Below are 14557 nucleotides of genomic sequence, written 5' to 3' on the forward strand. Positions count from 1 at the left end.
GGCTATGTCTTCCGCAGAACCGACTCGGATCGCAAGCTGTCTTCGATGAACTGGATCAGCGCGCGCAATGCGCGGCCGTTGTTCGCTGCCTCGCCATAGACGGCGATTTCGCATGCGGGCAGCGGCGGCAAGTGCGGGCTCAGGTCCCGCAAGCCCGGGTTCCGCGCGAGCGATGACTGCCCCAGTATGGCAAGGCCCGACCCTGCGGCAATGGCCGCCTCGACGCCGAGCAGACTGGTGCACGCGTACACGACGTCGGCGGGACGTCCGACGGACGCGAGCGCATCGATGGCCATGCGCCGATAGGCACACTGCGGAGGCAGCGCCACCAGCGGAACCGGCCCGCTGTTGCCGAGCTCGAAGTCATCGGCTGCGACCCATCTCAGTGGCTCGGTCCACACCACGCGTCCCCCGCGTTCATCTCCCTCGCGGTTAGCGACGACAACCTCCAGCGCTCCGGATCGCATGTGCTCAAGCAGATCGGCCGACAGTCCCACTTGAACCTCGAGTCGCACCTTGGGATGCGCTTGCCTGAAGCGCGTCAGCACGCGGGGCAGATGATCCGGCACGAACAGTTCGCCGATGCCGAGCCGTATCGTCCCCGTCGCCTCCGAGGCCCGCAAGTGCGCGAGCGCGGCGTCGCTGTCGCGAACGAGGCGCCGGGCGTAGCCCAGCAGCAGTTCGCCAGCGGGCGTGAGTGTCGTGCGGTGCGCGTTGCGCTCGAACAGCTGCTTGTCTAGCGCTTCTTCGAGCTTCCGAATCTTGAGGCTGATGGCCGATTGCGTCCGTCCGACACTGGCCGCCGCCGCCGTGAAACTCCCGCCGTCCGCAATAGCCAGAAAGGTTCGGAGACTGTCGAGATCGAGCCGAGGCGTCGTCATTGCGATGTGCGCGGAAAAGAAAGGCTGGATCTTAGCATTAGCCTCGCTCATGCACGGGATTGGAATTAGTCGTTTTGCAAATGCTGTGGCGGGCGCTATCGTCCTTGTTCCGGATAAGAAGGTCCAACTATGAAAGCTTTTGTATTGAACGAATTCGGCGTCGAAGGGCACGTGCTCGATACGCTTCCGATCCCCGAGCCCCAAGCAGGCGAACTGCTCGTCGCCGTGCACGCCTCGGGTGTCAACCCGGCGGATCTCAAGATCAAGGCGGGCGAACTCGGCCCGGCCGCGCCCGCGCTCCCGGCGATCCTGGGCATGGACTTCGCCGGCATCGTCGCGAAGGTCGGGGCCGGCGTCGAGGATTTCGACGTGGGTGACGCCGTGTACGGCTGTGCTGGCGGCGTCAAAGGCAGAGCCGGATCGCTCGCCGAATACATGGTGGTCGACGCGCGCCTCGTTGCCCCGAAACCGGCCCGCCTCTCGATGCGTGAGGCCGCCGCCCTCCCGCTCGTTGCGATCACGGCCTGGGAAGGTCTCGTGGATCGCGCGAAGGTCAGCCTCGATGAGAAGGTACTGGTCCACGCGGCGGCAGGCGGTGTCGGCCATATCGCCATTCAGCTCGCGAAGATCTTCGGCGCTCGGGTGTTCGCGACCGCATCGACGCCCGAGAAGCTCGCGCTGGCCGAACGCCTCGGCGCCGTCGCGATTCCCTATCGCGACATGCCGACCGAGGACTACGTCGCCCGATACACGGATGGCCGGGGCTTCGACATCGTGTATGACACGGTGGGCGGGCCGACGCTCGAACAGTCCGCCATGGCGACTCGCCTGTATGGGAGGCTCGTTACTTGCGCCGCGTGGGGGCAGCACAATCTCGCGCCGGTGCTCGGGCGCAGTCTGGACCTCATCGGCATATTCATGTTGTTGCCGATGCTGACGGGCGCGCGGCTCGAAGACCACGGCGTCATCTTGCGCAAGATTGCCGCGCTGGTGGATGAAGGCAAGCTGTCACCGGTCGTCGATTCCGTCCGCTTCCAGCTTGCGGACACCGCAGCCGCTCACGCACGCCTGGACAACGGCGAAGCGGTGGGCAAAGTCGTTATCGATATCGTCAATTGAAGAGGAGCAGGTCTCATGTCCCAAGAAGTCACTGTCGTCGCAACGGTTCAGGCGCGAGCCGGGATGGAAGCAGAAGTAGAAGGCATCATCAGAACGTGCGTTTCCGCCACGCGTCACGAATCCGGCTGCCGGCTCTACACCGCGCATACCGACCCGCAGCATGCCGGGCGGTTCGTGTTCATCGAAAGATGGGCGAGCCGCGAAGCGCTTGCCAAGCACGAGCAGGAACCGCATTTTCTCGCCATGGCCGAGGCGTTCAAGACGCGCCTTGAAGGGCCGATCGAAGTGCAACTGCTTCGCGAGCTGGTGTGACTCGCTAGATAGCTATGTGGCGCGTTGAAGCGCTGGCGGCCCTTCGCGTGGGCCGCCGCTTGGCTTTCGCATGAATCTGCGAAAGCGTGATCCTATCCGACGCAAATGCCCGGCACGGCGACCTTCTGAAAGAGATGCGGTGAAGTCATCGCCGACGAAGGGTAGGCGGCGAGGCTCGCCCTGAAATCCGGATGACCGAATGCCGCTCGAAAATGCGCGTTCGACTCCCACACGGCATAGTTCAGATACGTGGGACTGTCTCCGACTGCCCGGTGCAGTTGCGTCGAAATGAAACCCGGCTGCCGCTTCATGAATGCCGCGTCGTCCTGCCAGACTTTCAGAAAGGCTCGCTCGTCGGCCGGGTCCAGCGTGAAGACATTCACCAGAACGACAGGGGCAGCGTCGATGCCAAGTTGACGCTCGATCGGGAAAGAAGGGTCAAGCGGTTTCAATTGCAGCATGGTCAGCTCCGTTGGTCGAAAAGACAATGACAGCGATGATCGAATTGAGGGCCGCGTCGCTGCTCCCACATCTGATCGGTCCCGCCCTGCCGAACCAGACATCGATAAGCGCCCCGCTTGGCAAAGGACTTGCTTCAAAGGCCGCCACCCCCGTTCGCCGATGATCCTGTCATGCCGAGACCGTCGTTTTCCACGCAGCTTCTCACGCTCTGGGCTCTGATCGCGGTGCTGTGCGGTCTGCTGAGCGTCGCGGTATGGCTCATGTTGTCGTCGGCGCTGGGCGAGCGTGTCGTGGCCGCGAGGCAGCAAGCGGAGGCAGCGTGCACGGCGGTGGCGTCGCGCTACGACCTGTCGATGCAGCGTTCCGGCGAAACGAACGTCGACCTCATGCACGCGGTGCTCGATCTCGTGCTCGTGCAGACCGACGGCATTGAAGGCGGCTTCTGGACCAGCCAGCCGCCGTCGAATGCGTCCAACGGCTTCATCGCATACGCATTTCCTACCTATGGCGGCAGCGGCGTCAAGCGCGACATTCCCGAAGCCGAGACGCCGCTCATTCTTCGTACGCTCAAGAGCGCATCGAGCGCCGGAGCGTTGCACGCGGAAACCGTGTCGAGCGGAACGGACGCGGTGCTCGCGGTGGCCTGTCCCGTGCCGCGTCACGCGGCGCTGTTCGCATGGACGCTCACGCGCGCGCGCCCGCCGCTCGGACCGTACGGCGAGCGCGCCACCGCCATTCTGGCGGGCGTGCTTGCCGTCATCGTCGTGCTCGCGTTGTTTCTCGCCTTGACGCTGAAGCGCTGGCGACAGAACCTCGCGCTGCTCGAACAGTCGCTCGCGCCCGGCGGCGATTTCGAGCGCGGCAAACGGCTGGAGCGCATCGGCGAGCGCGATCTCGATCAGATCGTCGATGCGCTCAATCGTTACGCGGACCGCGCCGAGCGGCTCAAGCGCGACGCCGACGCGCTGAACCGCAAGCTCGCGCAGGCGGAACGCTTCAGCATGCTGGGAAAGATGGCCGCGCAGATCGCGCATGAGATCCGCAACCCGGCGGGCGCGATGCGTCTCAAAGCGGAGAACGCGCTGGCCGGTGACGGCGCGCGCCGCGAAGCCGCGTTGAAGACGATCATCCAGCAAGTGGGACGCATCGAATCGCAGGTGACGAGCCTGCTCGCGCTGACGCAATCGGTGACGGTGCACGCGCGCGAAGTCGATCTGCGCGCCTGGCTCGACGATATCGTTCATACGCACGAATCGCGCGCCGAAAGCAGGAATGTCGCGCTGAGTCTGGAAGTCGCACAGTGCGAGACGCCGCCGGTTTTCGACCCGGCGCAACTCGCCCGCGCGCTCGACAATCTCCTCGTGAATGCGCTCAGGCACGCGCCGTCGGGCGGCAACGTGACGGTTCGCGCATACGGCGTCGAAGAGCAAGAGGGCGAAAGGCTCAGGCTGGAAGTCATCGATAATGGAGCCGGCGTGGCCCTGGCCGAGCGGGAGCGGATCTTCGAGCCGTTCGTGACCGGCCGGCCCGAAGGCTCGGGTCTCGGTCTCGCTGTCGTGCGCGAGATTGCGTCGGCGCACGGCGGCCGCGCTTACCTTGCCGACGATTCCAACGTGACGCGCTTTGTGATCGACTTGCCATGGCGACCATCCTGATCATCGACGACGACGACGCGTTTCGCGAAGGCCTCGCGGAAACCGTGCAGGACCTCGGCCACTCGACGGCCGAGGCGCGTTCCGGCGAAGAAGCGCTGGAGCTCTTGCGCGGGCGCGCGGCGCCCGCCTGCATCTTTCTCGACTTCCGCTTGCCGGGCGCGGACGGCGTCGCCGTGCTGGAGACGCTGCGCGCGACGCCCGGTTTGCAGACCGTGCCGGTGGTGATGCTCACCGCGCACGCAACGAGCGACAACACCATCAGCGCCATGCGTCTCGGCGCGTTCGAGCATCTCGCCAAGCCGGTCGGACGCGACCAGATCGCCGCGCTGCTCGATCGCGTCCTGTCGGCGCAGATGGACGCGCCGGCCACGCGCGCGTTCGCGGACGAAGTCACGTCCGACGAGCCGCAATTGCTCGGCGTGAGCGAGGCCATGCGCGAGGTGCAGAAGCGCCTCGGCCGCGCCGCCGGCACGAACTCGACCGTGCTGATCACCGGCGAAACGGGAACCGGTAAGGAAATCGCCGCTCGCGTGCTGCATCGCGCGTCGGCTCGCGCGAGCGGTCCGTTCGTCGCCGTGAACTGCGCGGCCATTCCCGAAGATCTGCTCGAAAGCGAATTGTTCGGACACGGGAAGGGCGCGTTCACCGGCGCGCAGCGCGACAGGCGCGGGCGAGTCGAAGAGGCGCATGGCGGCACGCTCTTTCTCGACGAAGTCGGCGACATGCCGCTCGCCATGCAGGCCAAGCTGCTGCGCGTGCTGCAGGAAAGGCAGGTCACGCCGCTCGGCACGAACCGCGTCGTCACGGTCGATGTACGCGTGGTCGCCGCCACGCATCGCAACCTCGCTTCGATGGTCGAGGCGGGCACGTTCCGGCAGGACTTGCTGTTTCGTCTGAACGTGATTCCGTTGCACATGCCGCCGCTGCGCGAGCGCGTGGCCGATATCCTGCCGCTCGCCGAACACTTCCTCGCGGCGGCATCGAAGAATGTCGCGCGCAAGCATCTGTCAGCCGATGCTCAACGCCTGCTCGCCACGTTCGCCTGGCCGGGCAATGTGCGCGAGCTTGCCAACGCGATCGAACGGGCGAGCGCGCTCGGCGCCGGACAGGTGCTCACGCGCGACGACTTCGCGTTTCTGACCGCGACCGCGCCGCGAAACAACGCGGACGACGCGATTCCGCAGGCTTTGCTCGAGCTTCCGCTGCCGCAAGCGGTCGCGCAACTGGAGCGCGCACTGATCGTCCACGCGTTGTCGGCGTCGGGCGGCAATCGCGCCGAGGCGGCGAGGCGGCTCGGCATCAGCCGGCAGTCGCTCTATACGCGCATGTCGGCGCTCGGCATGTCCGAGGCTTCGGCTGGCGTCTGAAGTCGTCAAGGAACCGGACATGCGCTGTCGGGTTCCTTGACACATCGAGCCGCTTATTGGCCGCAGCGCATTGAATTCTCGGCGTTTGTCGATTGGCATAGGCCTTGCAGATCTCTCCTCGTCAAGCGTAAGGAGTGAATCATGCAATCGACTCGATACCCCAGCCCGAGAAGCGCCGTGCTCGCGGTCTTGCTCGCGGCGAGCGCCGGCTGCGCAGCGCAAGTTCCGCCGCCGTCCGCGGGAATGCCGGCGCCGCGACCGGTAGCGTCCGACGCTCCGCCGCCTCCTGTCGCCGGCGCGCCGATGCCTCCGCCTCCGCCTGCGCCGCCACGTCCGGGCGCAGCGCCGGTTCCGCTTGCCGACGCCGCTTCGATGGCGACCACGCAAGGCACGGTCGCGCGCTTCCTGACCAATCCTGACGGCGATGCCGACGGCTTCTTGACCGACGACGGGACACTGGTGCGCTTTCCTCCGCATATGAGCACGCAACTGACTTCGGCCGTTCGCCGAGGCGATGCCGTACAGGTGACCGGCCGGCGCGACGAAGACGGCAGCTTCGCGGCGCAACGCATCGTCGATACACGGAGCGGCCGGCAAGTGATTGACGAGCCGCCGATGCGCGGCGCGCCGGCGTGGCCCCGCGACGCACGCGCGGAAGGACTGTCGCGCCTGAGCGCGCAAGGACAGGTGGCGCGCGTCACGAGCGCGCCGCGCGGCGAACCCGATGGCGTAATCCTGTCCGACGGCACGGTCATCAAACTCACGCCACCCGTGGCTCAACGGTTCCCGGCGCTGGTTCGCGCCGGCGCGACCGTATCGGCGCAAGGCTACGGCACGCGCAATCAATACGGCACCGCGCTTCAGGCGACGGCATTCGGCACGCCGGGCAATCTGACGCCGCTCTACGACCGCGCGTCGCCCATGCCTTGACGCGGGCTATCGCAAGCGCCTATCACTCATACACATTAAGGACAACGAACATGCATTGGATCGACCCAGCAAGCCTTCCCGAAACACGCGGACACGTCACGCACTTTCTATTGAATGCTCACGGTGAAATCGACGGCCTCGTCATAGGCTCACGTCAGGTTCACTTTCCTCCGCATTTGTCGAAGCAACTCGCGCGGCATGTCGCGCTGGGCGATGAAGTGCGCGTGCGCGGCGTCAAGCCTCGCCATGCAGACATGATCGCCGCCGTTTCGCTGACGACGCGCCGCGGCGTGGTGATTCTCGACGACAGTCCGCATGCGGGCGGCGAGACGCATCACAAACCACACGTCGAACGCAAACCGATGGAAGCCTTCGGCGAAGTGGTGCTTTCCCTGTTCGGTCCGAAAGGCGAATTACGCGGGGCCTTGCTGGACGATGGCACGTCGCTGCGCATGCCGCCTCATGCCGCAGCGGAGCTGGCGGCTTACCTGAGTCCGGGCGCGCACGTTCACGCCTGGGGACTCGGCGTGAAGAACCGGCGCGGCCGCACGATCGAAGTCGATGAAATAGCCGAACTCATCGACGCGCCCGAAGCGGCCTGACGAGCTTTCCATTCGTTCAAGGAGCATGTGTCATGTTGAGCTGGGTGCACTTCGGGGACCTTCATGCCTCGGGCGACGACCAGTACGAGAGTCTCGATCATCTGAAGTCGATGATCCGCGTGATCAACCGCCACTTGTCCGACCGGGTGGACTTCGCGTTTCTTCCGGGCGACAACGCGAACAACGGCACGCCCGAACAGTACCGCAAGATAGCCGACGAAGTGGCCCGCCTGACGCTGCCGCTTCATGCGATACCCGGCGATCACGATTACGAGCCCGGCCACCTCGACGCCTTCAACGCCTTTGCGAACGCCGCGTTGCCGATGTCGCGCATCGTGAAGGGCCACCGGTGCGTCTTTCTGGACGTCGTATCCGCCGGACGCGGCGGGCCGGACTTCAGGCTGTCGGGTCCTGATTTTCAGTGGCTCGAGCAAGAACTCGCGCTATCCGCTCGCGACCCGGAGCCGCCCGTCGTCTTCATGCACGCCTATCCCGGCGATATCGCCGATGGACACGCGCTGGCTTCGGCGTTCGCGCGCGCGAACGTCGCGATGGTCGACACCGGGCACACCCACTACAACGAGTTGCTAAACGACGGCTGGGTCGTCTACGCGGCGACCCGTTCGACCGGACAGGTCGAAGAAGACGATGGTCGCCCGGGATTCTCGGTCGCGGCGGTGGATAGCGGTGTCGTCAGCTGGAAGTTCCACCCGCTCGATGCCTCGTGGCCCTTCGTCATGATCACGCGTCCGTCCGACAGGAGGCTGCATCGCAGCCGCTCCGCGCCGAGAAACGTGGACGCGACGCGCGTGCGCGTGCTGGTTTCCAATGACGACGTCGTGTCCGTCACCGGCCATCTCGACGGCATGCCGATTCCGTTCTCCCGGAGCGCCGACGAAACCGGCATCTGGCAAGCGGTTCTTCCGGCTGCCGCAACAGGTTACCGAGCGCGCCTGACGGTGACTGCCCGCACCGCTGACGGGCGAAGCGGCGAGGACGCGATCACGCTGCAACCGGCAGGGCATGCGGAGAAGCACCTCAGGCACTACGCCGCGCTCGGCACGGATGCGCACGCCGTGGAACCCTGGCCCGAGCACGGCATCCTCGGCTCGCAGCTCGGCCCCAACAAGAACGGTCGTCATTGGTGAACCATGAATCCCCAGTACGCGCTCGAAGGACTGAACTTCTTCATGGCCGATGTGCAGGCGGGCATCGGGCCGTTTCTCGGCGTCTTTCTGCAGGCGCAGGGCTGGCATCCCGAGGCCATCGGCACGGTCATGACGCTCGGCGGCATCGCGGGCATGCTCGCGACCTCGCCAGCCGGCGCGCTCGTCGATGCCACGCATCACAAGCGCGGCATCATCGTGGTCGCCGGGGTGATGACCACGCTCGCGTCGCTCGTGCTGTGGCTGTCGCATGGTTACTGGATCGTGGCGGCCTCGCAGATTTGCACGGCCGTGACGGGGGCCGCGCTCGGTCCGGCCGTGGCCGGCGTGACCTTGGGCATCGTGCGCGAAAAGGGCTTCGACCGGCAGTTCGGCCGCAATCAGGTGGCCAATCATGCGGGCAACGTGGTGGGCGCCGCGCTCTCGGGCTGGCTCGGATGGCGATACGGCTTCGGCGCGGTGTTCGTGCTTGCCGGCGTGTTCGGCATCCTGACGATCATCGCGACGCTGCTCATTCGACGCGACGCGATCGATCACGACAGCGCACGTGGTCTCGGCGGCGCGGCATCGAACGAGCATGAACGCGCGCATCAGCATGAGCATGCAAGCGGCTTTCGCGTCTTGTTGACCTGCCGGCCCTTGCTGCTGCTCGCGGCGGCGCTCGCCATGTTCCATCTGGGCAATGCCGCGATGCTGCCGCTCTACGGCCTCGCGGTCGTCGCGGCGCATCAGGGCGATCCGAGCGCGTTCACCGCGCAGACCATCGTCGTCGCTCAGCTCGTGATGGTGGCCGCCGCGTATTTCGCGAACCGCCTGATCCAGAGAATCGGCTACTGGGGCGTGATGCTCATCACGTTTCTCGCGCTGCCGGTGCGCGGCGTGGTCGCCGCGATGTTCATCACCGCGTGGGGCGTCTGGCCGGTGCAGGCGCTCGACGGCATCGGCGCGGGGCTGCAAAGCGTCGCGGTGCCCGCGCTGGTCGTGCGGCTCTTGCAGGGCACGGGACGGGTGAATGTCGGGCAGGGCGTCGTGATGACGGTGCAGGGTCTCGGTGCCGCGCTGAGTCCCGCGCTCGGCGGCGTGCTCGCGCAACACTTCGGCTACGCGAGCGCTTTTCTGGTGCTGGGCGCGGTATCGACGGGATCGCTCGCGCTGTGGCTCCTCTTCAGCAAAACGCTCAAGAAAGCGTGCGGCGTTCGCCGCGACGTCACTCACGAATCTCGTCTCGCCATATGAATCCGACCTTTCTCTCCTGGGGCATTGCGTTCGCCGCCACTGCCGGCGTGATCTTGCGGCCTTTCCGCTGGCCCGAGGCGATCTGGGCGGTGGCGGGCGCCGTCGTGCTCGTCGCGCTCGGGCTGCTTCCCGCGCAGCTCGCGTGGCAAGCGGTCGGCAAGGGCTCGGACGTTTATCTGTTTCTCATCGGCATGATGCTGCTGTCGGAACTCGGCCGTCGCGAAGGCCTTTTCGACTGGGTTGCGGCGCATGCCGTGAACTATGCCCACGGATCGCCTCGTAAGCTCTTCCTGCTCGTCTATCTCGTCGGTGTCGTGGTGACGACGTTCCTCTCGAACGACGCGGCCGCCGTCGTGCTCACGCCCGCCGTGTTCGCCGCCGCGAAGAAAGCGCGATCGAAGCCGCTTCCGATGCTCTATGTCTGCGCGTTCATCGCCAACGCAGCGAGCTTCGTCTTGCCGATCTCGAACCCAGCCAACCTCGTGCTCTATGCGAACCACACACCGGCGCTCGGTCTCTGGGTGGCGCGCTTCGCGTTGCCGTCGGTGATGTCGATCGTCGCCACGTTCGTCATGTTGCGCTGGACGCAGCGTAAGGCCCTGAACGGAGAATGCGCGCGCGACCTGCCCGTCGAAAGACTCAGCGCGAACGGCAAGGTCACGCTGGCGAGCATCGGCGTGACGGCGGTCGCGCTGCTCATCGTGTCGGCGTTCGACCTGCAACTCGGTTTGCCGACGGCGATTCTCGGCGTCCTGACGGCGCTCATCGTGCTGATCAAAGAGCGCGAGTCACCGGTCAAGCTCGTCAGCGACCTATCGTGGAGCGTGTTGCCGCTCGTCGCGGGCCTTTTCGTGCTGGTCGAAGTGCTCGATCACACGGGCGTCATACGCGAGATCTCGGCGCTGCTGAGACAGTCGACGCAACACGATCAGTCGATGACAGCGGCGGTATCGGGACTCGTCATCGCCTTCGGCAGCAACGCGATCAACAACCTGCCCGCCGGGCTCATCGCGAGCGCGACGGCCTTGCAGGCGCACAGTCCGGAGCGCGTCATCGATGCCCTGCTGATCGGCGTGGACCTCGGCCCGAATCTCTCGATCACCGGCTCGCTCGCGACAATTCTCTGGCTGTCGTCGATTCGGCGCGAAGGCGAGGAAGTGAGCTTCATGCAGTTTCTGAAAGTCGGCATCGTCGTCATGCCTCCCGCGCTCGTGCTGGCGCTGGGCTGCCGCCTGCTGACCGGGCATTGATCTTCACAGACGGAGGACGAGAATGAGCAGCGCGTGGATCTATCCCTTCATCATCGTGGGCGGCATTCTTCAGGCTGCGGGCGCGCCGATCAATGGCGAGCTCAAGGCCGCGCTCGTCAATCCGTGGCTTGCGTCGAGCGTGTCGTTCCTGCTCGTCACGTTCCTCGCCATCGCCCTGTTCTGCATCCAGCCGACGCCGTTGCCGACGCTCGACGCGTTGCGCGGCATGAAGTGGTGGGCGCCGCTCGGGGGCATCGTAGGCGCCGTCGCGGTGTTTGCCGGTCTGACGCTCGTGCAGAAAGTGGGCGTCGGCACGCTCAATGGCCTGACCATCTGCGCGAATCTGGTCGCATCTGTCGCGATCGACCACTTCGGATGGATCGGCGTGGCCGAGCATCCGCTGAGCGGGCTGCGCGCGCTCGGCACCGTGTTGATGATCGCGGGCGTCGCGCTCGTCATGCGATTCTGAGGCTTCTCGACTGGCCGCTTCCTGGATGGTGCCAGCGCGCGCGCTCGTACTGCGCATTCGCTTCATGAAGCGTTCGAAAGGCGACCGCCTGCGGCGCGTTCAGCGGGACCGGGCGGCGCGCACCTGCTCTCGTTTCACTAGGTGGCGAGGACGGCGCTCTCGATCGCGCGGTTGAGTTGACCTACATCCACTGGTTTCGTGAAGTGGAAATCGAATCCGGCGTCCGCGGTGCTTGCCCGGTCTTGCGGCTGACCCCATCCGGTGATGGCGATGAGCGTCACGTCGTTCGTCGAAGGCGTTGCCCGGATGTGGCGAGCCACGTCGATTCCGCTGATGCCGGGCAAGCCGAGGTCGAGCAGAATCACCTTCGGGCTGTAGTGGCCGAGAAGCGCGACGGCTTCCTCGCCGGAATAGGCGGTCCGTACTTCGTGCCCCTCCATTTGCAGGAATGCCGTCATTGCGTCTGCTGCGTCGACATTGTCGTCGACGACCAGAATGCGATGCGTCGGAACCGACGAACGATCGGCAGCCGGGACGCGCGGCGAAGCCGGCGGTGACAACACCCGCGACGCGGCCGGAAGATGAATGGAGAAGCGGCTCCCCCGATCTTTTCCACCGCTCGACGCGGTCAGTCGGCCTCCATGCAGCTCGATCAGCGATTTCGACAGCGCCAGCCCGATACCAAGACCGCCCTGGCGGTGCTGATCGCGATTCACCTGCGAGAACATGGCGAAGATGGCGGACAACTTGTCCGGCTCGATACCGATGCCGTTATCCTCGACCGACAGGACGATTTCCGCGTCGTTTGCCGTCGCCGTGAGTTCGACGCGCCCGCCCGGCGGCGTGTATTTCGCGGCGTTCGTCAGCAGGTTGGCGAGCACCTGCGCGAGTCGAAGGCGGTCCGCCTTGATATGCAATGGCCGGGCGGGAGGCTTGATAACGAGCTCGTGCCCTTTGCCCGCGAGAATCGGCCGCGCGACCTCGAGCGCTTCGTCGACCACCTCCCGCAGCGCAACCGTTTCTCGGCGCAATTCCAGCGCCCCGCGCGTGATGCGCGACACGTCCAGCAGGTCGTCGAGTAAAAGCGCCATGGCGGCCGACTGGCGGCGCAGCACGTCGATGCACCAGCTTCTTCGTTCTTCGCTTAAGCTCGGCTGTTCGAGGATCTCGGCAACCTGCCTGATCGGCGCCAATGGATTGCGCAACTCATGCGCGAGCGTCGCAAGAAACTCGTCCTTGCGGCGGTCGGCCTCCGAAAGCGCCCGTTCGGCGCGCACGCGCGGCGTCACGTCGACAAACCAGGCGACGACGGAACCTTCCAGCGACGCCGCGACCACATGAAACCACTGCTCGCCGTTTTCACCCTCAACGCGTACGTCGAAGGCCTCGCGTCCCGGACGCTCGGCAAGCGGCGCGAGTCGCTCGAGCAGAACATCGGCGTCCCAGCCAGCCGGACGCACGAACGAAGTCGAACTGCCGATCACCACCGCAGTGTTCTGATTGAATAGCGCTGCGGCCGCCTCGTTGAGGTAGTCCCATCGAAGTTCGGCGATACGGCGTTCGCGCACGACGGGCGTGAGGATGCAAAACGGCACGCCGGCGCTGTCCAGCGCCACGTCGAACCGGTGCCGGGCGTCGCGCTCGACTTGCAAGAGGCGATTGGCGGCATCGCGGGTCGCTGCTTCTGCTTTTCCTGCGCGCCGGGCCACCTTGGCCAATTGCTGCCCGGCCGTGACCAGAAATGCGCCGACCACCGAGTACGCGAGCAGCACGATCTGATCGTCCTGCTGCGGGACCGCGAAACTGCCGAGAGGTTGCATCCAGAGCGCGCCGAACGCGATGCCGCTTACGAGAAGCAGCAGCCCCGACAACGCCCCGAACAGCACCGTGATGAGCGGAAGGGTGGCGCTGATGAAGAGGAAAGTCAGCCGTCCGTGCGCCACGAGCGTCAGCGCCTGCTGAGCCAGCAACACGACGGCAGTGGATGCAGCGCCGAACAAGAGGCGCTGCTTCAGGGGATGCTGTGCGATGCGAACGATCATCGCTTCGACTCCGGTTGTTTCAAGGTCTTTCGTTTCATGCTGGATGTCGTCGTCATACCTGTCGGTATCGTGCTGAGCGATGCTGATCGCTACGTTCGGACTCCGTGGAGTGATGACCGCTTGGTCATCCGCGCGGCAGACAAAAAAAAGCGCCGACTCCGTTGCGGGAGCAGCGCGGAAAGTTCGTCAAAAATCCGAGGGCCGTTGACGAACCTGAGAGAAATGCAATTGTAAGGACAACCCGGATTGAGGTCTAATACGGTGTGCTGATGCGTGCGATCACTGATTCTTATAGGCGGATCTTCTTACTACCCGCGTTCGATCCGGGTCTTTTACCAGTTCGCTCTGCGCATCCGACAAGACGATTCCGGCTTACCATGACGGGCATGAGCGAGTCAGGCGGGACGCTCGGAAAGGAAGGATCACTCATCATGCAGACACGAAACGCGGGTCAAGGCCGGCGCAATTTTCTTCGCAACTCTGCGGCGCTGCCGTCGACGTTCCTGCTGCTGGCGCTCGGCGATGCCTATGGACGGCCCGGCGAAGTCCCGGCGACGCCCGCCTGCGCAGGCGAAGACGCGCCGACGCGGCAGCAGACGGCAGGTCCGTTTTTCCTGCCGCACTCGCCGCAACGGGCATCGCTGCTCGAACCGGGCATCGATGGAACGAGGATCGTCCTCACTGGACGGGTGGTTTCGACGCAGTGCAGGGCAGTTTCCGGGGCTTTGCTCGATTTCTGGCATGCCGACGACGCCGGCGAGTACGACGTCAAAGGGTTCCGGCTCCGCGGCCATCAATTCGCGGACAGCGAAGGGCGCTACCGGCTGGAGACGATTCTTCCCGGGCTATACCCCGGACGAACACGACATATCCATGTGACGGTGCAACCGCGCAACGGGGCCATTCTGACCACGCAACTGTACTTTCCCGGCGAGCAGCGCAACGCGCAGGATTCCCTGTTCGATCGCCGGCTATTGGTGACGATTGACAAGGCCGGCGAGCGAAAAGCGGCCCGCTTCGATTTCGTCCTCGCTTAAGTAACGCGTGCGGCTTGCGAAGGCGCGGC

General features: G+C 65.3%; 15 protein-coding genes. 12 read left to right on the plus strand and 3 right to left on the minus strand.

Annotation, left to right across the window (positions count from 1 at the left end; genetic code table 11):
• Positions 1-2 precede the first annotated feature (2 nt).
• Entirely contained in the window at positions 3-1052 is a 1050-nt protein-coding gene (locus LDZ24_RS20345; protein WP_248323918.1) for a LysR substrate-binding domain-containing protein, read from the minus strand.
• On the opposite strand from LDZ24_RS20345, the gene LDZ24_RS20350 reads away from it, so the two are divergent.
• Entirely contained in the window at positions 1011-2000 is a 990-nt protein-coding gene (locus LDZ24_RS20350) for a zinc-dependent alcohol dehydrogenase family protein (RefSeq protein ID WP_248323919.1), read from the plus strand. The two genes, LDZ24_RS20345 and LDZ24_RS20350, sit on opposite strands and share 42 nt — an antisense overlap.
• A gap of 15 nt (positions 2001-2015) precedes the next feature.
• Positions 2016-2312, plus strand: a complete 297-nt coding sequence (locus tag LDZ24_RS20355) for a putative quinol monooxygenase (RefSeq protein ID WP_248323920.1) — start codon at positions 2016-2018, stop codon at positions 2310-2312.
• 92 nt (positions 2313-2404) lie between these two features.
• Here the strand turns inward: LDZ24_RS20355 and LDZ24_RS20360 are convergent, their stop codons facing one another.
• Positions 2405-2773 carry an antibiotic biosynthesis monooxygenase gene (locus tag LDZ24_RS20360; protein ID WP_248323921.1) on the minus strand — a complete coding sequence of 123 codons (369 nt, stop codon included), beginning with the start codon at positions 2771-2773 and terminating at the stop codon, positions 2405-2407.
• 171 nt (positions 2774-2944) lie between these two features.
• Between LDZ24_RS20360 and LDZ24_RS20365 the strand changes: the two genes are divergently transcribed.
• The 8 genes from LDZ24_RS20365 (at position 2945) to LDZ24_RS20400 (ending at position 11449) form a co-directional block, all read left to right on the plus strand.
• Positions 2945-4429: a HAMP domain-containing sensor histidine kinase gene (locus LDZ24_RS20365; RefSeq protein ID WP_248323922.1), complete on the plus strand. Its 1485-nt coding sequence runs from the start codon at positions 2945-2947 to the stop codon at positions 4427-4429.
• Positions 4414-5796 (plus strand): sigma-54 dependent transcriptional regulator, encoded by a 1383-nt coding sequence (locus LDZ24_RS20370; RefSeq protein WP_248323923.1) that lies wholly within the window; start codon positions 4414-4416, stop codon positions 5794-5796. Before LDZ24_RS20365 ends, LDZ24_RS20370 begins: the two co-directional genes overlap by 16 nt.
• A 141-nt stretch (positions 5797-5937) precedes the next feature.
• Entirely contained in the window at positions 5938-6726 is a 789-nt protein-coding gene (locus tag LDZ24_RS20375) for a hypothetical protein (protein WP_248323924.1), read from the plus strand.
• A gap of 50 nt (positions 6727-6776) precedes the next feature.
• Positions 6777-7328 (plus strand): hypothetical protein, encoded by a 552-nt coding sequence (locus LDZ24_RS20380; RefSeq protein WP_248323925.1) that lies wholly within the window; start codon positions 6777-6779, stop codon positions 7326-7328.
• Between the two features lie 32 nt (positions 7329-7360).
• On the plus strand, positions 7361-8476 hold the full coding sequence (locus tag LDZ24_RS20385; protein ID WP_250501235.1) for a metallophosphoesterase: 1116 nt from the start codon (positions 7361-7363) through the stop codon (positions 8474-8476).
• A gap of 3 nt (positions 8477-8479) precedes the next feature.
• Positions 8480-9730 carry an MFS transporter gene (locus LDZ24_RS20390; protein WP_248323927.1) on the plus strand — a complete coding sequence of 417 codons (1251 nt, stop codon included), beginning with the start codon at positions 8480-8482 and terminating at the stop codon, positions 9728-9730.
• A complete protein-coding gene (locus LDZ24_RS20395) occupies positions 9727-10980 on the plus strand; it encodes an arsenic transporter (RefSeq protein ID WP_248323928.1) in 1254 nt (417 codons plus the stop codon). Before LDZ24_RS20390 ends, LDZ24_RS20395 begins: the two co-directional genes overlap by 4 nt.
• Before the next feature lie 22 nt (positions 10981-11002).
• Entirely contained in the window at positions 11003-11449 is a 447-nt protein-coding gene (locus LDZ24_RS20400) for a DMT family transporter (RefSeq protein WP_248323929.1), read from the plus strand.
• 137 nt (positions 11450-11586) lie between these two features.
• Here the strand turns inward: LDZ24_RS20400 and LDZ24_RS20405 are convergent, their stop codons facing one another.
• Entirely contained in the window at positions 11587-13221 is a 1635-nt protein-coding gene (locus LDZ24_RS20405) for an ATP-binding protein (RefSeq protein ID WP_248323930.1), read from the minus strand.
• A 42-nt stretch (positions 13222-13263) separates the two neighbouring features.
• Here LDZ24_RS20405 and LDZ24_RS20410 point away from each other — a divergent pair, with 42 nt between their 5' ends.
• Positions 13264-13725: a hypothetical protein gene (locus LDZ24_RS20410; protein ID WP_248323931.1), complete on the plus strand. Its 462-nt coding sequence runs from the start codon at positions 13264-13266 to the stop codon at positions 13723-13725.
• Positions 13726-13922: 197 nt separating this feature from the next.
• Positions 13923-14528 carry an intradiol ring-cleavage dioxygenase gene (locus LDZ24_RS20415; protein WP_248323932.1) on the plus strand — a complete coding sequence of 202 codons (606 nt, stop codon included), beginning with the start codon at positions 13923-13925 and terminating at the stop codon, positions 14526-14528.
• The last annotated feature ends 29 nt before the right edge of the window (positions 14529-14557 follow it).

This window comes from Caballeronia sp. Sq4a (genome assembly GCF_023170545.1).
Lineage (GTDB): Bacteria > Pseudomonadota > Gammaproteobacteria > Burkholderiales > Burkholderiaceae > Caballeronia.

Bases quoted from the DNA above. Each gene is read 5' to 3' on its own strand.
- LDZ24_RS20350 (WP_248323919.1), top strand. From the start codon at position 1,011: ATGAAAGCTTTTGTATTGAACGAATTCGGCGTCGAAGGGCACGTGCTC.
- LDZ24_RS20355 (WP_248323920.1), top strand. From the start codon at position 2,016: ATGTCCCAAGAAGTCACTGTCGTCGCAACGGTTCAGGCGCGAGCCGGG.
- LDZ24_RS20360 (WP_248323921.1), bottom strand. From the start codon at position 2,773: ATGCTGCAATTGAAACCGCTTGACCCTTCTTTCCCGATCGAGCGTCAA.
- LDZ24_RS20365 (WP_248323922.1), top strand. From the start codon at position 2,945: ATGCCGAGACCGTCGTTTTCCACGCAGCTTCTCACGCTCTGGGCTCTG.
- LDZ24_RS20370 (WP_248323923.1), top strand. From the start codon at position 4,414: ATGGCGACCATCCTGATCATCGACGACGACGACGCGTTTCGCGAAGGC.
- LDZ24_RS20375 (WP_248323924.1), top strand. From the start codon at position 5,938: ATGCAATCGACTCGATACCCCAGCCCGAGAAGCGCCGTGCTCGCGGTC.
- LDZ24_RS20380 (WP_248323925.1), top strand. From the start codon at position 6,777: ATGCATTGGATCGACCCAGCAAGCCTTCCCGAAACACGCGGACACGTC.
- LDZ24_RS20385 (WP_250501235.1), top strand. From the start codon at position 7,361: ATGTTGAGCTGGGTGCACTTCGGGGACCTTCATGCCTCGGGCGACGAC.
- LDZ24_RS20390 (WP_248323927.1), top strand. From the start codon at position 8,480: ATGAATCCCCAGTACGCGCTCGAAGGACTGAACTTCTTCATGGCCGAT.
- LDZ24_RS20395 (WP_248323928.1), top strand. From the start codon at position 9,727: ATGAATCCGACCTTTCTCTCCTGGGGCATTGCGTTCGCCGCCACTGCC.
- LDZ24_RS20400 (WP_248323929.1), top strand. From the start codon at position 11,003: ATGAGCAGCGCGTGGATCTATCCCTTCATCATCGTGGGCGGCATTCTT.
- LDZ24_RS20415 (WP_248323932.1), top strand. From the start codon at position 13,923: ATGCAGACACGAAACGCGGGTCAAGGCCGGCGCAATTTTCTTCGCAAC.